The 18,832-nt window shown below is 62.6% G+C and carries 23 protein-coding genes; 14 read left to right on the forward strand and 9 right to left on the reverse strand.

All coding sequences use genetic code 11. The features are described 5' to 3' along the window. Window positions 1-7 precede the first annotated feature (7 nt). Together GOB87_RS06890 and GOB87_RS06895 are read right to left on the reverse strand one after the other, a co-directional pair. Entirely contained in the window at window positions 8-508 is a 501-nt protein-coding gene (locus tag GOB87_RS06890; protein WP_166314178.1) for a kinase inhibitor, read from the reverse strand. A gap of 28 nt (window positions 509-536) precedes the next feature. Beyond that, entirely contained in the window at window positions 537-755 is a 219-nt protein-coding gene (locus GOB87_RS06895) for a hypothetical protein (RefSeq protein WP_166314180.1), read from the reverse strand. 127 nt (window positions 756-882) lie between these two features. On the opposite strand from GOB87_RS06895, the gene queA reads away from it, so the two are divergent. From queA to GOB87_RS06940, 9 genes are all read left to right on the forward strand, one after another. Next, window positions 883-1,941: a tRNA preQ1(34) S-adenosylmethionine ribosyltransferase-isomerase QueA gene (gene queA / locus GOB87_RS06900; RefSeq protein ID WP_166314182.1), complete on the forward strand. Its 1,059-nt coding sequence runs from the start codon at window positions 883-885 to the stop codon at window positions 1,939-1,941. A 97-nt stretch (window positions 1,942-2,038) separates the two neighbouring features. Further along, a complete protein-coding gene (tgt, locus tag GOB87_RS06905; RefSeq protein WP_166314184.1) occupies window positions 2,039-3,202 on the forward strand; it encodes a tRNA guanosine(34) transglycosylase Tgt in 1,164 nt (387 codons plus the stop codon). After that, window positions 3,202-4,272 (forward strand): tRNA epoxyqueuosine(34) reductase QueG, encoded by a 1,071-nt coding sequence (queG, locus tag GOB87_RS06910; protein ID WP_166314186.1) that lies wholly within the window; start codon window positions 3,202-3,204, stop codon window positions 4,270-4,272. The genes tgt and queG overlap by 1 nt, the downstream gene beginning before the upstream one ends. After that, window positions 4,269-4,538 (forward strand): ribbon-helix-helix domain-containing protein, encoded by a 270-nt coding sequence (locus GOB87_RS06915; protein ID WP_166314188.1) that lies wholly within the window; start codon window positions 4,269-4,271, stop codon window positions 4,536-4,538. Before queG ends, GOB87_RS06915 begins: the two co-directional genes overlap by 4 nt. A gap of 193 nt (window positions 4,539-4,731) precedes the next feature. After that, window positions 4,732-4,914 (forward strand): hypothetical protein, encoded by a 183-nt coding sequence (locus GOB87_RS06920; RefSeq protein ID WP_166314190.1) that lies wholly within the window; start codon window positions 4,732-4,734, stop codon window positions 4,912-4,914. 52 nt (window positions 4,915-4,966) lie between these two features. After that, on the forward strand, window positions 4,967-5,794 hold the full coding sequence (locus GOB87_RS06925; RefSeq protein ID WP_166314192.1) for a TerB family tellurite resistance protein: 828 nt from the start codon (window positions 4,967-4,969) through the stop codon (window positions 5,792-5,794). A 334-nt stretch (window positions 5,795-6,128) separates the two neighbouring features. Beyond that, entirely contained in the window at window positions 6,129-6,851 is a 723-nt protein-coding gene (locus GOB87_RS06930; protein ID WP_242006221.1) for an MlaA family lipoprotein, read from the forward strand. Between the two features lie 33 nt (window positions 6,852-6,884). Continuing rightward, complete coding sequence (locus tag GOB87_RS06935; RefSeq protein WP_166314196.1) at window positions 6,885-7,514, forward strand: MlaC/ttg2D family ABC transporter substrate-binding protein; 630 nt, start codon at window positions 6,885-6,887, stop codon at window positions 7,512-7,514. A gap of 223 nt (window positions 7,515-7,737) precedes the next feature. After that, on the forward strand, window positions 7,738-9,255 hold the full coding sequence (locus tag GOB87_RS06940) for a complex I subunit 4 family protein (RefSeq protein WP_166314198.1): 1,518 nt from the start codon (window positions 7,738-7,740) through the stop codon (window positions 9,253-9,255). Between the two features lie 146 nt (window positions 9,256-9,401). Here GOB87_RS06940 and GOB87_RS06945 read toward each other — a convergent pair whose 3' ends face one another. The 4 genes from GOB87_RS06945 to ahcY form a co-directional block, all read right to left on the reverse strand. Further along, window positions 9,402-9,971: an NADPH-dependent FMN reductase gene (locus GOB87_RS06945; protein WP_166314200.1), complete on the reverse strand. Its 570-nt coding sequence runs from the start codon at window positions 9,969-9,971 to the stop codon at window positions 9,402-9,404. 136 nt (window positions 9,972-10,107) lie between these two features. Continuing rightward, entirely contained in the window at window positions 10,108-10,458 is a 351-nt protein-coding gene (locus GOB87_RS06950) for an ArsC family reductase (RefSeq protein ID WP_166314202.1), read from the reverse strand. A 121-nt stretch (window positions 10,459-10,579) separates the two neighbouring features. After that, entirely contained in the window at window positions 10,580-10,972 is a 393-nt protein-coding gene (locus GOB87_RS06955; RefSeq protein WP_166314204.1) for a DUF3597 domain-containing protein, read from the reverse strand. A gap of 69 nt (window positions 10,973-11,041) precedes the next feature. Continuing rightward, complete coding sequence (gene ahcY, locus GOB87_RS06960) at window positions 11,042-12,343, reverse strand: adenosylhomocysteinase (RefSeq protein ID WP_166314206.1); 1,302 nt, start codon at window positions 12,341-12,343, stop codon at window positions 11,042-11,044. 124 nt (window positions 12,344-12,467) lie between these two features. Here ahcY and GOB87_RS06965 point away from each other — a divergent pair, with 124 nt between their 5' ends. Together GOB87_RS06965 and GOB87_RS06970 are read left to right on the forward strand one after the other, a co-directional pair. Continuing rightward, window positions 12,468-12,686 (forward strand): hypothetical protein, encoded by a 219-nt coding sequence (locus tag GOB87_RS06965; protein ID WP_166314208.1) that lies wholly within the window; start codon window positions 12,468-12,470, stop codon window positions 12,684-12,686. Further along, complete coding sequence (locus GOB87_RS06970) at window positions 12,683-13,345, forward strand: helix-turn-helix transcriptional regulator (RefSeq protein WP_166314209.1); 663 nt, start codon at window positions 12,683-12,685, stop codon at window positions 13,343-13,345. The genes GOB87_RS06965 and GOB87_RS06970 overlap by 4 nt, the downstream gene beginning before the upstream one ends. Before the next feature lie 89 nt (window positions 13,346-13,434). On the opposite strand, the gene GOB87_RS06975 is transcribed toward GOB87_RS06970, so the two are convergent. The 3 genes from GOB87_RS06975 to GOB87_RS06985 all read right to left on the reverse strand — a co-directional run bounded on the left by GOB87_RS06975 (window position 13,435) and on the right by GOB87_RS06985 (window position 15,938). Then, window positions 13,435-13,992 (reverse strand): GlcG/HbpS family heme-binding protein, encoded by a 558-nt coding sequence (locus GOB87_RS06975; RefSeq protein WP_166314212.1) that lies wholly within the window; start codon window positions 13,990-13,992, stop codon window positions 13,435-13,437. Window positions 13,993-14,175: 183 nt separating this feature from the next. Continuing rightward, a complete protein-coding gene (locus tag GOB87_RS06980; RefSeq protein ID WP_166314215.1) occupies window positions 14,176-14,427 on the reverse strand; it encodes a GNAT family N-acetyltransferase in 252 nt (83 codons plus the stop codon). 53 nt (window positions 14,428-14,480) lie between these two features. Continuing rightward, entirely contained in the window at window positions 14,481-15,938 is a 1,458-nt protein-coding gene (locus GOB87_RS06985; RefSeq protein WP_166314217.1) for a sodium:solute symporter, read from the reverse strand. 96 nt (window positions 15,939-16,034) lie between these two features. On the opposite strand from GOB87_RS06985, the gene GOB87_RS06990 reads away from it, so the two are divergent. The 3 genes from GOB87_RS06990 (at window position 16,035) to GOB87_RS17045 (ending at window position 18,768) form a co-directional block, all read left to right on the forward strand. Further along, window positions 16,035-16,376, forward strand: coding sequence for a hypothetical protein (locus GOB87_RS06990; RefSeq protein ID WP_166314220.1), 342 nt, complete (start codon window positions 16,035-16,037; stop codon window positions 16,374-16,376). A 113-nt stretch (window positions 16,377-16,489) separates the two neighbouring features. Beyond that, complete coding sequence (locus GOB87_RS06995; RefSeq protein WP_166314223.1) at window positions 16,490-17,536, forward strand: glycosyltransferase family protein; 1,047 nt, start codon at window positions 16,490-16,492, stop codon at window positions 17,534-17,536. Further along, entirely contained in the window at window positions 17,533-18,768 is a 1,236-nt protein-coding gene (locus GOB87_RS17045) for an O-antigen ligase family protein (protein ID WP_166314226.1), read from the forward strand. The genes GOB87_RS06995 and GOB87_RS17045 overlap by 4 nt, the downstream gene beginning before the upstream one ends. Window positions 18,769-18,832 lie beyond the last annotated feature (64 nt).

Raw genomic sequence — 18,832 nt, forward strand, 5'->3', positions numbered from 1 at the left:
CAACCGATCAGGGCGATTTCGTGCCCGATCCATAGAGCACCGTAATCTGCGCCGAAGCCAGTCTGTGGTGATTGACCATGAACCCCACAAGCGCAGGGCTTGAGTCCACTGACACTTCCAGCTTGGGCACGTCCAGCGCAGTGATCGTGAACACATAGCGATGCACCCGTCCCGGCGGTGGTGCGGCCCCGCCATAACCCGGCGTGCCAAAATCGGTGCGAACCTCCAGCGCGCCCGCTGGCAGACCGCCCCGGCCCGAACCAGCCCCCTCCGGCAGCGATGTCGTGCTGGCCGGAAGATTCACCACGACCCAGTGCCACCAGCCAGAGCCGGTAGGAGCATCGGGATCATAGAGCGTAAGAACGAAACTTTTCGTCCCCTCTGGCGCGCCCTCCCACTTCAGGGGTGGGGAGAGGTTGCCTCCCTGCTGACCCATGCCGGAATAGACCTGCGCCTGAGGCATGACATCGCCATTGGAAAACACGGGACTGGTCAGGGTGAACGCCATGGGAGGCTCCTTCTTCTGGACGGTCCGCTTACCAGTTCAGGCTGATGAGCCAGAACTCCTCGGAGGTCAGCGTCACGCCGTCATTCTTGGGCGACTCGGACGCCGCCTGTGCGAGAGCCGCGATCCGCTCGACCATGATGGTCTTGCGCTGATGCGCCTCCGACGTCTCATTGGCCGCCTTGAGAACATCCAGTGAGGTCTTGGCGGCCTTGGCCACGCGGGCAGCGTCAAGAAGAGCGTAGGACATTGATATTCTCCCGAAATTGTCCAGATCATTACGTCTCTGCCAAGATGGCGCTCCCACCTCCGCCATTCAAGTGCGCCTCACCGCAGGGCTGGCGTTCGCGCGCCGGACTCCGTAAACGCTGCGCCACATGGACGACCGCACCGCCGATTTCGATTTTCCGCTGCCCGAAACCTCGATTGCGCAGCACCCCGCACGCCCGCGCGACAGCGCGCGGCTGCTGGACGTGCCCGCCGATCCAGCCGCACCCTTCATCGACCGGCATGTGCGCGATCTGCCCGGCCTGCTGCGCGAGGGCGATCTGCTGGTGGCCAATGACACCGCCGTCATCCCGGCACAGCTTCATGCACGGCGCGGCGAGGCAAAGATCGGTGTCACACTGGATCAGCATCAGGCCAATGGCTCATGGAGTGCTCTGATCCGCAACGCCAAACGCCTGCGTCCGGGCGACACCCTGACCTTTCCCGGCATGGAGGAAACGGCGGAAGTCGCAAGCCTTGACGGACAGGGCGGCGCGACCCTGCGCTTCAGCACGGAAGGGGATGCGTTTGACACTTTCCTGCGCACCGCCGGCGCGCTGGCTCTGCCGCCCTATATCGCCCGCCCCCAAGGCCCCACCGCCGAGGACGAGCGCGATTACCGCACCATTTTCGCGGAACATCGTGGGGCCGTCGCGGCCCCCACGGCGGGCCTGCACTTCACGCCCGATCTTCTGGCGCGGCTGGATGAGGCCGGCATTGGACGCGAGACGCTCACACTGCATGTCGGCGCGGGCACATTCCTGCCCGTTCGTACCGAGACGCTTTCAGGCCACAAGATGCACGCCGAGCGCGGGATCATCACGCCCGAGACAGCGGAGCGCATCAACGCCACCAAAGCGCGTGGTGGTCGGATCGTCGCCGTCGGTACCACCACGTTGCGCCTGCTGGAAAGCGCGGTGAACGAAGATGGGCAGATCCAGCCTTTTAATAGTGACACGTCCATCTTCATCCATCCCGGTTTCCGCTTCCGCGCCGTGGATGTGCTGATGACCAATTTCCATCTGCCGCGCTCCACGCTGTTCATGCTGGTCTGCGCCTTCGCGGGCACGCAGCGGATGCAGGCGGCCTATGCCCATGCCATCGCCAGCGGATACCGTTTCTATTCGTATGGAGACGCCTGCCTGCTGCGGCGGGCGGCCGACATATGAGCACGGCATTGGCGTCCTTCATAAAGGAAAGCAGGAGGTCACGCCCTCTGCCGGGACGTGAGGTGACACCTCAGCATCCCCTCACAGGAGAACCATCATGACCCGTTCCTTCCGCTGGATCTGCGAAGCCACGGACGGCGCGGCGCGTGCGGGCACATTGCACACGGCGCACGGCCCGGTGCAGACGCCCACTTTCATGCCTGTCGGCACGGTGGGCACCGTCAAGGCCATGACCATGGACGCCGTACGCTCCACGGGTGCGGGCATCGTTCTTGGCAACACCTATCACCTGATGCTGCGCCCCGGAGCGGAACGGGTGAAGCAGCTTGGCGGCCTGCACCGCTTCATGGACTGGTCGGGGCCAATCCTCACGGATTCGGGTGGGTTTCAGGTTATGTCGCTCGGCGCGCTGCGTAAGCTCGATCAGGACGGTGTGACCTTCCGCTCCCATATCGATGGCTCCGAGCATCGCCTCGATCCGGAACGCTCCACCGCCATCCAGCATGCGCTCGACGCCACCATCACCATGTGCTTCGACGAATGTCCGGCCCTGCCCGCTGCCCCCGAAGCCATCGCCGCCTCCATGCGGCTGTCCATGCGCTGGGCCGCGCGCTCCCGCGAAGCGTTCGTACAGCGCGAAGGCTATGGCCAGTTCGGCATCGTGCAGGGCGGCGTGGAACCGGATCTTCGCGCTGAAAGCGTGAAGGCGCTGACCGACATCGGCTTCGAGGGCTACGCCATCGGCGGTCTCGCCGTGGGTGAAGGACAGGAGTTGATGTTTGCGACGCTGGACGTCACCACCCCACTCATGCCGACCGACGCGCCGCGCTATCTGATGGGGGTCGGCACGCCCGATGACCTGCTGGGCAGCGTGCAGCGCGGCGTGGATATGTTCGACTGCGTGATGCCCACCCGCGCGGGCCGCACCGCCCGCGCCTATACCGAGCGCGGGCATCTCAATATGCGCAACGCCCGCTTCGCCACGGATTCGCGACCGATTTCCCCGCATTGCGATTGCCTGACCTGCACCCGGCACTCACGCGCCTATCTGCACCACCTGTTCCGCGCCAATGAACTGCTCGGCCCGATGCTGCTGACGTGGCACAATCTCGCCTATTATCAACGTCTGATGCGCGGCATTCGGGCGGCCATCGTGGACGGCACACTCGACACCCATGCCAATCACCTCCGCGCCGAATGGGCCGCAGGTGACTGGAGCGAGGACGAGATGCCGCGCCCCTTCATCCCTCCCGTGCCCTGATGACGCCCGCGACCAGTGCCCGTCTGGTCGAGCGCCTGCGCGAGAAAGCCGACGCGCTCGGCTTTGACGATTTCGGCATCTGCGAGGCTCAACTCGGCCCGGATGTCGCCTCCTACCTGCAGGAGTTCGTGGAAGCGGGTCATCATGGCACCATGTCGTGGCTGGCCGAACGGATGGAGCAGCGTGCCAGTCCTACAGGGCTGTGGCCCGAAGTGCGCTCCGTCATCGCGCTCGGCCTGTCCTACGCCCCAGAGGACGATGCACTTGCCACACTGGACAAGCCGGACTGCGGTAACATCTCCGTCTCTGCCCGCAACCGCGATTATCACGACATCATCAAGGGACGCCTCAAGCATCTGGCACAGTTTCTCGTAGCCGAGGCCAGACGGCTGGATACGGCATGTGAGGTCAAGGTGTTCGTGGACACCGCACCCGTGGCCGAAAAGCCGCTGGCGGAAAAAGCCGGACTTGGCTGGCAGGGCAAGCACACCAACCTCGTCTCCCGCAATGAAGGAAGCTGGCTCCTGCTGGGGGAAATCTACACCACGCTCCTCCTGCCACCCACCCCACACCGGGCGGGAAGCTGCGGCACCTGCACGCGCTGTATTACGGCCTGCCCCACACAGGCCATTACCGCGCCATGTCAACTCGATGCGCGCCGCTGCGTGTCCTACCTCACGATCGAGCATGATGGCCCGATCCCTGAATCCTTCCGCAAGGCAATCGGCAACCGCATCTATGGCTGCGATGACTGTCTGGCCGTCTGCCCATGGAACCGGTTCGCGGCGACAGCGCGCGAGATGAAACTGCACCCACGCCCAGACCTGATCGCGCCCCGACTTGCCGATCTGGCGGCATTGGACGATCCGGGCTTTCGCAAGCAGTTCTCCGGCTCGCCCATCAAGCGCATCGGACGCAACCGCTTTGTCCGCAATGTCCTGATCGCCATTGGCAATTCGGGCGATCCGCGCCTGCTGCCCGTGGCCAAAGCTCGTCAGATCGACGCCGACCCCGTCGTGGCCGAAGCTGCCGCGTGGGCCTGCGGACAACTGGAGGCGCTCCTCTCATGATCCGCCATCTGCTCAAACGCAGCCTCGTCCTGTCGGGACACGGCACAAGCGTGGCACTGGAACCGGAGTTCTGGGATGCGCTCGACCGCATGGCCGCAAAGCGGGGCATTTCAGTGGCGCATCTCGTAGAAGACATCGACCGCAAGCGTGGGGCATCCCGCCCGCTGGCCTCGGCCCTGCGTGTGGCGGCACTGCTTGATGCAAATCAGGAGAGGAATGTGTTGGGACAGCCTAAAGTGCCGGAGTCGCCTGATTTTCCCGGGTGAACCAGCCGGTTATCGCACCAGAGCGGGTTCGCCCAATCGGGAGACATCTCCCTCGAACCAGGGCTTTTCCTGCGAAATGCATCGTCCATTAACCAAACTTCGCCTTGTTAACGTATCGGAAACTACCGATCCTCTAGCGTCCGCCCCGCAGCATCCCGCTGCCAAACGGAGTCCCACCAAGGACGAGGAAGCCATGCCGTCCAAAATCCTTCGTCTCCCCCACTGTCCGCAGACCAGCCCGCTGCTGATCTCGCACTCGCTGCTGCAACTCGCGGATGTGGTCTGGAACGCCGGTCTGCCCGGTCTCGCCACCGATCTGGTGGGACTTGCCCATTCGGCCATCGACCATGATACCTCCGACACGCCCGCCCACTAAGCCCCCGGAGCTTGGGCTTGGGTGCGCCGTGTCCGGGTGCTAGACTCACAGCATGGCTATCTGGGGCAAGATGTTCGGAACCGTGGCGGGCTTCGCGGTGGGCGGACGAATGGGCGCGCTGCTTGGCGCGGCCCTAGGACATGCGGCGGACCGTGGGACGCTGCTCGAAGCCCCTACGGGCGGCTGGAGCGACCGCTGGGCCGCACGCGCGGCACCTGACGCCAACGGAGCGGCGGCTTTCGTGGCTGCCAAGGTGGCGGCGGTCACGGGCCGCAAGGACCAGCTTTACGCGCTGTGCACCATCATCCTCGCCGCCAAGCTCGCCAAATGCGACGCCCCCGTGAATCGCCGCGAGATTGACGCCTTCAAGTCGCGCCTGCGGATTCCGCCCGAGAACGCGACCGAAGTCGGGCGATTGTTCGACATGGCCCGCAAGCGCACGGACGACTACGAACGCTTTGCCCGCGAACTGGGACAGACATTCCGCAGCGATCATCTCATGCTGGAAGAACTGCTGGGCACGCTGTTCTTCATCGCGCGGGCAGATCTGCGCACCGATGAGCCGCTGCATCCGGCCGAACTGAAATTCCTCAAGAACGTCCACAAGGCCTTCGGGCTGGGCGCGGGCGCATGGGATCGGGCCGAAGGCGGCCGCTCACGTCCCGCCATGGCCGAAAACGATGCCTACGCCGTGCTGGGCGTCTCCATCACCGCGTCGAATGACGAGTTGCGGGCCACATGGCGGACACTGGTGCGCAAGCATCACCCCGACGCCCTCGCGGCCCGCAACGCAAGCCCTGCCGAGATCGAGAACGCGGCCGCCACCATCGCGCGTATCAACGCGGCCTGGGACGTTATCAAGCGCGACCGCAAGTTCTGACACACCGCAGTCATTGCGCGTTTTCTGCCTTCCCGATGAACCCGTTGCGTATCGATCACGTTACGGAAGGGAAGGTCTGTGTCGCGCCCATGCCGATTGCATCCGTAACGCGACATGTTAGAGAAGACCGGGATTGCCCGTTTCCTGCGGGCGCAAGACTTTCCTCATCCGGCAGGAAAGAGAGCCCGGCGGGGCTGGTGGTTGGACAACGGAGACTCGGACGGGCATGGGCTCACTTACGGACGAACGGCACACGGCACCCTCTCCCGACGCTGCCCCCCGCTGGAAGAATCGCGCAGCCCGCAGGAGCGGTACGCTCGTACTGGGAGCATTGATGCTGACAGCGTGTTCCTCCATGGTCGCGCCCAAACCCAAGGATCCCGAGGCGCTGGCCGAATACAACGAGGCCAATGACCGCTTTGAGCCGCTCAACCGCAAGATGTACGATCTGTCCGTCAAGGTGGACAAATACTCCATGCGGCCCGTCGCCAAGGCCTATGTCTGGGCGGTGCCGGTGCCGGTGCGTAAATCCATCGGCAACATGGTGCGGACCATGAATGAGCCGTCGGTGTTCTTCAACGATGTGGGGGCCGGCAAGCCACGTCGCGCGGGTGACGCCTTCGTGCGCTGGTGCATCAACATGGTCGCGGGCGTGGGGGGATTCATCGATGTCGCGAAATATGCGGGTTATCCGCATCACGACAATGACGCGGGGCTGACGCTCGCCACATGGGGCGTGGAATCCGGGCCTTACCTGTTCCTTCCCATGATGGGCCCCTCCTCAATCCGTGACGGCATCGGCTACGGGATCGATCAGGGTCTCTCGCCATGGAACTACGTGCCGCGCGGCTATGGTCTGCTGACCTTCAACTGGGCGTACAACATCATGGGCGTCATCAACGCCCGTGCCGATCATCTCGATGATCTCGATCAGGTCCAGCGTGACGCGCTCGATCCGTATGCCACCATTCGCAGCGCCTATCAGCAACAGCGCAAGGCGCTCGCGCAGGCGATCAAGGACGACCATCGCGCCACCGTGCCCGACTGGTACAACTGATCGATTTCCAAAAAGAACAAGAGGGCGAACATCATGACCATCCGCGCAAGCCGCCGCAGTTTCGTGCTCGGAACCGCAGCCGCCGCAGCCCTGCTGCCCGTCGCTGCATTCCCAGCTCTTGCCGCACAGCCTGCCGCCGAGTTCGTCCGTTCGCTGGGCAACCGGCTCGTGGCCATCGTCAACAGCAACCTCTCGCCGGACGAGAAAAAAGCCCACGTCCTGCCCATCCTGCAGAGCGATGTGGATGTGGACGCCATTGGTCGCTACTGCCTCGGCCGCTACTGGCGCATGGCGACTCCTGAGCAGCAGACGGAATATCTCTCGCTTTTCCATCAGGTTCTGGTCAATGCCATCACCGACAAGCTGGGAGATTATCGCGGCGTGAGTTTCACCATCGGCACGACCACGCCACAGGGTGAAGATCAGGCCGTCGCCGCCGTGCTGCACCGCCCGCAGCAGCCCGACGCCGCCATGCAGTGGATCGTCAGCACGCAAAGCGGCTCCCCCAAGATCGTGGACGTGATCGGGGAAGGCGCCAGTCTGCGCCTGACCCAACGTCAGGATTACTCCGCCTATATCCAGCGCAATGGCGGGCAGGTTGCGACACTTCTGGCTGCGCTGAAGCGCCAGCTTGCGCATCATCAGACACCTTCCGCCAACTGATCGCGCCTCTCCCACCGCAAATCGGTGGCTGTGACTGAGGATGGTCGTGATTGGGCCGGATACGCTCCCGTATCCGGCTTTTTCATGGGCGAACGAGAGAAAAAAGACGGACTTGCGCCATCACCCCTGCGTCATCCGCATGTTGTGAGCATAGGAACGGGTGGTCGTAAGAGCATGACAGCGCTAAGGTCCATGTAATTGGTACCGGACCCGAGAGTACGCCGTGCATCCGTTCCTTCTGTCACTCGTCACCTATCTCCCCCTTCTGGGTGGACTGGCCATTCTCCTGTTCAGGGGAGCGCCGGACACGGCGGATCGCACCAGCCGCTGGATCGCTCTGTGGACCAGTCTGCTGACGCTGGCGCTGTCCGTGGTCATCTGGGCGGGTTTCGATCCCCAGATGCCGGGCATCCAGTACGAGCAGCAACTGGCGTGGATGCCGTCTTTTGGCATCTCGTACCACACCGGTCTGGACGGAATCAGCCTCGTCTTCGTGCTGTTGACGGCCTTCCTCACACCCCTTTCCATCGGTGCCGCGTGGAAAAGCGTGACCGGCCGCGCAGGCGATTTCATGGCCGCCGTTCTGTTTCTGGAAACCGCGCTCATGGGCCTGTTCTCGGCCTGCGATCTGCTGGTGTTCTATCTGTTCTATGAGGCGACCCTGATCCCCGCGAGCCTGATGATCGGCGTCTGGGGCGGTCCGAAACGGGTCTGGGCCTCGCTCCAGTTCTTCCTGTTCACATTTGGCGGCTCTCTGGCCATGCTGGTGGCGATGGCGGCCATGTGGTCCATGGCGGGCACCACCGACATCCCCACGCTGATGCAGTCCCACTTCTCCTACGCCGTGGAGTGCTGGCTGCTGGTGGCCTTCATCCTCGCCTTTGGCGTCAAGCTACCGCTGTTCCCGCTGCATGCGTGGCTGCCGGACGCCTACACCGAAGCACCGACCGCCACCTCCGCGCTGCTGTCGGGCGTCCTGTCGAAGACCGGCGCCTACGGCCTGCTGCGTTTTGGCGTGCTGATGTTTCCGGACGCGGTGCATGCCTTCGCACCCTTCATCCTGCCGCTGGGCGTGATCGCCATCATCTATGCCGCCTTCATCGCCTTCGCGCAGACGGATATGAAGCGGCTGGTGGCCTACTCCTCCTTTTCCCACATGGGCATGATTGCCGTGGGCCTGTTCACGCTGGATGCGGAAGGCGTGGACGGGGCGATCTATCAGATGCTCTCGCATGGCGTGGTCATCTCGGCGCTGTTCTTCTGCGTTGCCGCCATTGCGTGGCGCACCCAGACACGCGACATCGCCTCCATGGGCGGCGTGGCGTTCAAAATGCCGACCCTCGCCACGCTGGCCATGCTGTTCACCATGGCCAATATCGGTCTCCCGGGCACCGGCTCCTTCGTGGGCGAACTGCTTGTGCTGATGGGAGCCATCCATGTCTCGTTCTGGCTGGCGCTGCTGGCGGGCACGACGATGATCATGGGGGCGGTCTATATGCTCGCTCTCTATCGCCGCGTTATCTTCGGCGCCGTCAAGAACACGGTGAGCCTGCTGCGTGACCTCTCCGGCCCCGAGATCGCGGTGCTCGCGCCACTGGCCATCGTCACGCTGTGGATGGGCATTCATCCTGACACGTTCATCCGTCTGTTCGACCCGGTGGTGGTCCACGCTCTCGGCCCCACCAATCCGGCGACGGCCTTACACGCGGGAACCGCGCATCACCTTCTGGCGCTGCGGTAAACCATATCTCTGGAGAGAAAGACTCCCTCGATTGAGGAGGTCTTTCTCGCCCTTTTTATTGTAGATCCAAGCCCTGAGCGGTCCCTATGTAGGACTTCTGACCGCTCCCTTCCGCAGACTTTCACCAAAGTGCGGAACGCATCTCCTCAGCCTTTCACTTTCTGGGCCAATGTCGCGAGCGCCCCAAGCTGGCGTGTCAGAAAGGCGCGGGTGGCCGCATCCGTAAGTTCCAGCGGGTCCGCTCCCACCTTATCGGCCACCTGACCGATCATCACTTCCGGCCTGTTGAGAACGACGGCATCGAGAAACACCAGGGATTGCCGCAGATGATACTGCGCCCGTGCGCCGCCGATCATGCCGGGTGAGGCTGTCTGGATGGCCACAGGTTTCCTCGCCAAAGGCTGCGGTGAAATGCGCGACAGCCAGTCGATCGCATTCTTGAGACCGCCGGGGATGGAATAATTGTATTCCGGCGTGACGATGATAACGCCATCGGCCGCCCGAATCTGATCGGCCATGGCCAACACAGGCGCGGGAAAACCCGCATCCTGTATATCCTGATCGTAGAGCGGAAACTCACCCACGGAACCCAGCGGCGTGACCGCGACACCGTCCGGCGCCAGCGAGGGAAGCGCGCGAGCGACGGCGGCATTGAAGGACGCCTTGCGCAGGCTGCCCAGAAGCGTGACGAAATGAAGCGGTTTCTCGGCATTCATGCGATGCTCTCTCCTGTCCGTGACGCACTACTCTTCGCAATCAGAATTTTCCGCACGCCGGAAGCATTCACCAGAGCGACAGGCGGACGCAAGAGAGTCGGCAGGCGTTACCGAACGCGCAAAGCCTTCCTTCCACTTACCCCGCGAAGAGGGCCGCGTAACGCTCAGGGCGAAAGCCTATCTCCAGTCCCTTTGCCGTCTCCAGAACGGGACGACGGATCATGGCGGGCTGTTTTTCCATCAACGCCATGGCCTTCCGATCGTTCAGATCGGCCTTCGCAGCGTCGGGCAGCTTGCGGAACGTCGTACCCGCCCGGTTGAGCAGCGCCTCCCATCCCACGCTCTTTACCCACGCCTTCAGTCGGTCCGGATCGAGTCCATCCTTGCGATAATCATGAAAGACATAGGCGACATCATGCGCGTCCAGCCATGCACGGGCTTTCTTCATCGTGTCGCAGTTACGAATGCCATAAAGAGTGACGCTCAATTGACCATCCCCTTCTTCCTCATGGGACCAGACATGAAAAACCCCGAAGACCGCCCCTGAAAAGGGCAATCTCCGGGGCATTTCTGGCGAGAGCGACCAAAGCCGCCCTTACCATCCGACCTTACAGACCGGCGGGAACCTTGCCGTTGTTTTCGGCCAGCTTCTGACGAACTTCCTTGATCAGCCACACGTTCATCGTGGCCGTGTCATTCTGATCGCCCGTGTAATGCAGTTCGGTGGCAAGCTGCTTGCGCGCTTCCAGCGAACTGTCGAGGCCGAGCAGCTTGAGCAGATCGACGATGGAGGTCTGCCAGTTCAGCGTCTGACCGGACTTCGCGGCCAGATCGGCCAGCACCGCATCGACATCAACCGGCGCGGTGGGCGCCACACCAGCGGCCGGCGGAGCCGCACCGGGAGCGCCAGCAGCACCAGCGGCAGCCGGCGTCGTGTTGGTGGTCGGAGCCGCCTTTGCATGGCCGAAGATAGCGGAAACGATGGAACCGAAGATGCTCATGAAAGAGCTCCTTTCTGTTTGCTCAGGCCGCAGAACTGCCCGCACGGGGCCGCTCTGCGGGAGACGATCTCAGTAACGGTATTCTTCGTGCTTGAAGGGACCGTTGACCGGCACACCGATATAATCGGCCTGCGTCTGAGAGAGTTTCGACAGATGCGCGCCAACTTTGGCCAAATGAAGGGCCGCGACCTTTTCGTCGAGCTTCTTGGGCAGCGTGTACACCTTCGGCTCATACTGGCCGGGCTTGGCCGTCCACAGTTCGATCTGCGCGAGCGTCTGGTTGGTGAAGGATGCCGACATTACGAAGGACGGATGACCCGTGGCGTTACCAAGGTTCACCAGACGCCCCTCGGACAGCAGGATCAGACGCTTGCCGTCGGGGAAGAGAACTTCATCCACCTGCGGCTTGATGTTGTCCCACTTGAAATTGCGCAGCGCGCCGACCTCGATCTCGGAGTCGAAGTGACCGATGTTGCACACAATGGCGCGGTTCTTCATCTCGCGCATGTGCTCCAGACGGATGACCGCCTCGTTGCCCGTGGCGGTCACGAAGATGTCGCCGCGCGGAGCCGCGTCTTCCATCGTCACCACTTCATAACCTTCCATCGCGGCCTGAAGCGCGCAGATGGGGTCGATCTCGGTCACGAGCACACGGCAACCCGCATTGCGCAGCGAAGCCGCCGAACCCTTGCCCACATCGCCATAACCGGCGACGACAGCAACCTTGCCCGCCATCATCACGTCCGTGCCGCGACGGATCGCGTCCACAAGGCTCTCGCGGCAGCCATACAGGTTGTCGAACTTGGACTTGGTCACGCTGTCGTTGACGTTGATCGCCGGAACCTTGAGCGTGCCTTCCTTCTGCATCTTCCACAGACGATGCACACCCGTGGTCGTCTCTTCGGACAGGCCGCGCACGTCGTTGAGAAGCTCGGGGAACTTGTCGTGCATCATGACGGTCAGATCGCCACCGTCATCGAGGATCATGTTCGGCGTCCAGCCGTCCGGTCCCTTGATGGTCTGCTCGATGCACCAGTCGAACTCTTCCTCGTTCAGCCCCTTCCAGGCGAAGACGGGAATCTTCGCGGCCGCAATGGCGGCAGCGGCATGATCCTGCGTGGAAAAGATATTGCACGACGACCAGCGGACAGTTGCGCCAAGGGCCACCAGCGTCTCGATCAGCACAGCGGTCTGGATCGTCATGTGCAGACAGCCGGCAATGCGCGCGCCCTTGAGTGGCTGGCTCTTGCCGTATTCCTCACGGAGCGCCATCAGGCCGGGCATCTCGTCCTCGGCCATGGAGATTTCCTTGCGGCCCCACTCAGCGAGAGAGATGTCCTTGACCTTGTAGTCGGTGAAGTCTGCGCTCATGAATTGCCTCGTTCGCGAAAAAAGCTGCATGTCCTATACAGTGAGGCCGGTGTTCATGCCACCCACGCGACGGAAAGCGGGCGCGGCAGTTGCATGACGGCATCCGATTGCGGACAGTCGCTTCATGTGGAACGAACCCTATCTCGAAACCTGCTGTCGCTCGGCGCTGCACCGACTGCGTCTTTCGGGCGCGCATGGTCGCCCTCAAGGGCTGGTGGATGAACCCTGTCTGGAGCGTCTGGAAAAGCGGGGATTCGCCTGCACGGAGGAGGACGGGCGGTTTCACATCACCCCCGAAGGCGAAGCACGTCACCGCAGCGAAGTGCTGCGGAAAAAAGCATGACGATGTCCAACCGTCGTCACACGTTGGCCCGCACCATCTGGGACACGATCGACCACATGGCGGCGGAACACGGGCTCACTCCCTCCGGTCTGGCGCGCGCGGCGGGACTGGATCCCACGGCACTCAATCCCTCCCGCCGTCTCTCACATGACGGGCATATCCGCCTGCCCCGCATGGAAACCCTGCTGGACCTGCTGGACGCCGCCGGACTGTCCCTGACCGACTTCGCCAGCCTCACGCTCGGAATGGCGCACCCCTCCGCGCCAATGCCTCATGCGGAAAACCGTTTGCGCCTTCGCATCCTGCCGCTCTCAGCGCTTGATGCTACGGGACTATTCAACCGCGCGGGCCTGCCCGTGGGACTGGATTGGCTGGATATCTCCTCTCCCTTTGCCGAGATCGGCCCCAATGACTACGGAGTGCGCCTGGACACCATCTCCGCCGAACCTCTCTTCCGTCCCGAGAGTCTGCTGCTTGTCAGCCCGGACAGCCCGATCCGGGCGGATGACCGGGTGCTGGTGCGGGGAACGGAAATATTCCCCGGCATTGCCGGACGCCGGACATATCTTGGTCAGGAAGTCCGTAAGATCGGACAAGACGCGGTCCTCATCCAGCCTGCGGAGACGTGGATTCATAGGATCATCGCCGCAACGTGCTGAAACCCTCACGCAGGCGGCACTGTGCCGATCATGTGTTCGCGCCAACACCATGGAACACGGCACATCGGATCGCGAGAAAAGCGGGACTCTTATCTGAAAGAGGTTTGCAGTTTATCGACTGCCGCTCTTGCGCACGCCTCATCCTTGTCGCCACCGGGCGCGCCTGAAACACCGATCCCGCCAATGACCGTGCCGTCTGCAGTTCGCAACGTGACACCACCGGCGATGAAAATAATTTCGGGTTCGGTCGCCAGAACAGCACCGTCGAGCGGTCCCGTTACTTTTGCGGCTATCAGTTCACTCGTGGAGTTCTTGTTGAAAGCCATTCCGTAAGAGAAGGCCGTGTAAGCCTTGCGGTAGGAAACCGAAAGAGACTGAAGCGGCACGGTATCACCCTTGATGACCGCCTGTTGATGCCCTGATGGATCGACGACTGACGCTGTTACGGAATACCCCTGCCTCTCGCAGGCATTCACCGCCTCGCCAGCAAGGCTCTCCGCAATGCGCCAGTTGAGCTTTTTCACTGTCACAAGGTTGCCAACCGACTGACGGCTCTGTGGAGTCTCCGCATAGGCCGATGCACCTGCAATGACGGAAAACAGCGACAGAAACCGACACACGCTTACCGGCCATCGTGTGTTTCTCATTACCGCAACATCCTTCAGTTCGCGTCCTACTTTGCCGCGCTCCACCACTGTACAGACTGCCATTTCCAACAACGAAAATATTTCCTGACAGTTCCGGTCTTTTGTTTTCATCGATACATAAAATTGTACCCATTCGTGGATATCGGTACCATCATAGGGAAACGGTATCAGACCGGGTTCAGATCACGCATTCCGCTTCAACCAAGCCGTCGCGAAAGAGCATGTCGAGCGCAACGGTACGCCTGTCTCCCGCGTCCAGTCCCACGCAGCCCGCACCAGCGCGGAACCAATGCCCCGCCCTCCGAGCGCATCGGGCACAATCGTGTGTGTGATCGTGACGATACCATCGGGGTCGCGTTCATAATCGAGCCATGCCGCCTGACCGTCTTCCTCAGTTTCGAAACGCTGCGCCGCGCTGTCGTGCCGGATATCCATCGAACCTGTCTCCCAAAAATGTCCTTATTCAACGCAGCAGGAACGCCAAAGGATCACCTTGTCCTGCCAACGGGAAACCAGCCGACAGCAAGGGTGATCGCCACGCCCAGTGGCACGAACCACGGAAAAGCCAGCGACGCCCCATTGATCCGCACACCCAGCACAACCCAACTCATGACCGCCAGCGTGACCAGAAAGGCCACCATCGCACGGATTTCCGTCACGCGAGACCGCAACAGCCCCAGCAGGAACGCGCCCAGCAACGCGCCCCATGAATATCCGGCGACCTGAAACCCGAACACCAGCACGGATGTGGACGATGCCGAAAAGACGCAGGCCACAGCAATGAGCGCGAACGCCCAGAGCGCGGTCACCGCTCCAACCAGACTGCGGCTGGCCGGGCGCGGTTGGCCCACAATGTCGATAAAGGTCGAGGCGGTCATGGCGTTGAGGGCGGAGGCAAGCGATCCCATCGTGGCGCTGATGATCCCCGCCACGAGAAGCCCGGACAGACCGGGCGGCAGATCGTGAACAATGAACTGCGGAAAAAGCTCATCCGGCGATTTCAGACCGTTCATCGCCTGAGCAAGCCCGCCGGCCCGCAGCCGTAGAAAGATGCCCACAAGAGACAGGAGCGCAAACAGGCCCGTTACCACCACGGCGCTTCCCACCATCGCGCGTTGCGCGTCGCGCAGGCTGCGAGCGGCAAGCGCACGCTGCACCATAAGCTGATCCGTGCCGTGGGAGGCCATGGACAGAATGGCGCCTCCGATGAGGGCGGTCAGCGGCGCATAGGGGCTAGTGAGGACCGGAGCATGCCAGTCAAAAGGCGAAAGCAGCCCTAAAGCGGGCGGAGCGGTCATATCCGCAGCCGTCAGCCCATGAGCCAGAATCCCGCAGCACACAGCCGCGCCCACGGTATAGAGCAGAAATTGCGCGGCATCCGACCAGACCACGGCGCGCAGACCGCCGATAGCCGTATAGAGAGTTGTCAGCCCGGTCATTCCCAACAGCACGACCAGAGGGGGCACACCCATCCCGCGCGCCGCCAACAGGGCACAGATGGGCAGGGTCGCGGCAAAAAGACGCACCGCTTCTGCCAACAGGCGCGTGAGAAGAAACGTGAGGGCCGCCAGCCGCTGCATCCGGCGTCCGAACCGCGTGCCGAGATATTGGTAGGCGCTGTCCAGATCTCCCCGCATGTAGAGCGGCAACAGCACACGAGCGACCATCAGGCGGCCCAGAAAATACCCCGTGCCCAGCCCCACGAACACCATTCCCCGAGCACACGCGATGCCCGGCACGCTGATGACTGTCAGCGTGGAGGTTTCCGTGGCCACGATGGACAGGCAGATGGCCCAGGCCGGCAGGCTTTTATGCGCATCCAGCACATCTTCCGCCGAACGCGGCCGGATGCGCGACCACGGCGCCGCACCGGAAAGATGCAGCGAACCGGCCACAAGGACGATGAGCCACAGCACGATGACGAGAGGATCGAGCCACACCGTCATGAAAGGAGCAGAAAAGCCGGATCGAAGGAGGGCACGGGCGTCTCGGATGTGGGAAGAAAGAAGAAATGTGCCCCATCGGCAGATGAAGTAAACCTCATGGCCTGCGAAAGAGACGATTGCGCCCGCCCCGCCAATCCGCTAGCGCGCAAAGGCATGAACCGGCTGCTGCGCTCCGATCCGCCCGATCTTCCCAAACGCCCGAAGCGGCGGGGCTGGAAACTTGGCGTTCTGGGCGCGCTGATCGCGGTGTACGCAGGCGGCATCGCGGTCGTCTCCCGGCCGGGAACCATCCGCATCCCTCTGGTGCCCGCGCGTATTTCCGTCAGCATCGTGCCGTGGAAAATGGATGTGCCGATCCGTCCCTTGCCGTCCCCCCATATGACCGAGCCTGTCGCGACCGTCATTCCTCCGCCACGACTGGTCATCGATCGCCACTGAGGCCAACACCTCTAATCTTCACCGGATGTCGGGCGCAGAGTGCACAGCCTGCCTGACTGTCCTAATATCGGTCATTCTATTCGACCGCATTCAGGCAAGGCCGCGTTTTCCGCATGCACATTCCTCCCCTTACCATCGTCCATGTCGGGGCGTTCATGACGGGCCTGCGCGAGGGGCCGAAACATTCGGTCCAGATCAAGCTTACCAACGGCCTGATCCGACTGGGGCACCTTGTGCTCAACTTCTCGGACCGGGACGTGGCGCGGGCTTCCTCCCTGTTCGGCAGTCGCAAGTTCGGGCGCCGCGCCGTCAACCGTGCCCTACTCGCGTTCTGCCGCCAGCACCGCCCCGACATCCTTCTGCTCGGCCATGCGGATATGATCGAACCCGCCACACTGGCCGAGGTGCAACAGGCCGTGCCCGGTGTGCGCATCGCCCAATGGAACGTGGACCCCCTGTTCGAGCCCGATAATGTCCGGCGCATACGCAGCAAGCTCGACGTTGTGGCCCACACTTTCATTTCCACAGCCGGACAGCCGCTGGAAAAGATGCGAGAGAGCGGCCACGCCATGAGCTTCCTGCCCAACCCGGTGGACCTTTCTGTGGAAACGGGGCGGGCCGATCGCGTGCGCGACCTTGCGCATGACTTGTTCTACGCCTGCGGCAATCCGGCACGTCCCTTGCGCGAGATTTGCGGGCGCGAATGGAACATGGACGACTTCATCGCCGATCTCGCACGTCGCGCGCCCACGTTGCGCATGGCGCTGGCAGGCATCGGGGGGCGGCCGCATCTTCACGGCGCACGCTATCAGGACGTGCTGGAATCCTGCGCCATCGGCCTGAACATATCGCGACGCGCCGATTATTACCTCTACACCTCCGACCGCATCGCCCATCTGGCCGGAAACGGTTGTGTCGTCGCGATCGAACGCGCCACGGGCTACGCGGACTATTTCAGTGGAGACGAGATGCTGTTCTTCTCCTCTCTCGACGAACTCGCGGACAAGCTGAAACATCTGGCCGCTCACCCGGAGGAACGCATGCGGATGGGTGAAGCCGGGCGTGCGCGGTATGTGGAACGCTTCAACGAACGCGCGGTGACGCAGTTCATGGTCGAGGTCATTATGGATGCTTGCGCACCCGAGGACATGCCGTGGTGAGCGGCCCGCTGGCCTCGCCGCGTGAGATGACGTGGTTGTGGCGGGAACACCCTCGCGGCTTCCTGCACGAGTTCTTACTCATCGTGGTGGGGCTTGGCTTTCTCGTCTCGCCCGAACCTCTGTGGTCCGACATTTTCTATGCAGGCATCCTACCGCTGTTTCTCTATGAAACCGCAAAGGGCAGGGGAGTGCCGCCACTTCGCACATGGCCACCCGTCCTTGGTTTAGGCGTAGCCCTGATCGCATGGTTTTCTGTCGGCATCCTGACACATGCGACCGACTGGCACGAAGCCGGGAGCGCGTGTTTCTGGCTGTGGAACATGCTCAACACCACCGTTTACGTGCTGGTGCTGACGGACGCGCTGATGACACGCCCGGACTTCCGCGAACGGCTCATGCAGGTGCTGATCGCCGCCGCCACACTCAATGCCATCATCGCGTTCGCGCGTCTGCCGTTTCACATGCAGAGGGAATGGGAAGGCAATGTCCTGCGCATGGAGGGCTGGGCGGAGACGAAACACCAGATCCTCGGCGCCACCATCATGGGCGCCGTTCTGCTGATGGCGCAGGCAGAGGCACTCCGCACCGGCCAGCGCCGCTATTGGCTGGCGGGACTGACGGTGCTTGCCTTCATCGTACTGACCGGCAGCCGAGGACCGTTGCTGGCCGTCGGTGCGGCGAGCCTCGTGCTGTTCGGTCTGCAACGCCCCAAGGTGCTGCTTGTCCCCGCAGCCGCATCAGTCGCCATGGCCGGACTGGCATGGTTTTCGCCCACAAGCCTGCCCGCGCGCATGATCCGCGAACAACTGGGGCGAGGGGATTCACACCGTCTGCGCATCTGGCACGAAGCATGGGACGCCATCGGGCAGGCGTTCTGGGTGGGGCACGGCCCGAGCTACAAGCTGAGCGTGCCGGGAGAGAGTTTCCCGCACAATTTGCTGCTCTCCACATGGCTCTATGCGGGCGTAATCGGCGTGGCTCTTCTGGGCGCCTATCTGGCCTGCGTGCTGGGCAATGTGCTCGCCCCCCGGAACCGGGCGAGGCGGCCTCTAGGGCTGGCGCTGGTGGTCCATACGCTCCTCAGCGCGATGACGGATTTTGGGCAGGTCATCAAGGGGCCATCGCCGATGTGGTACATGTTCTGGCTGACGACGCTTGTGGCGGCCTGCCCCGTCGCACGGCTCCAGCCAGACAAAACTTTCCGACCAACGTCACAAGGATGCACTCGGTAAAAACGAACCGTGTCTTCCCGGCACACCTGTTTTCCCACACCGAGGGTTGCCGCATCGTTTCGAG

The organism is Acetobacter estunensis, from assembly GCF_011516945.1.
In the GTDB taxonomy this organism is placed as follows: Bacteria; Pseudomonadota; Alphaproteobacteria; order Acetobacterales; family Acetobacteraceae; genus Acetobacter; species Acetobacter estunensis.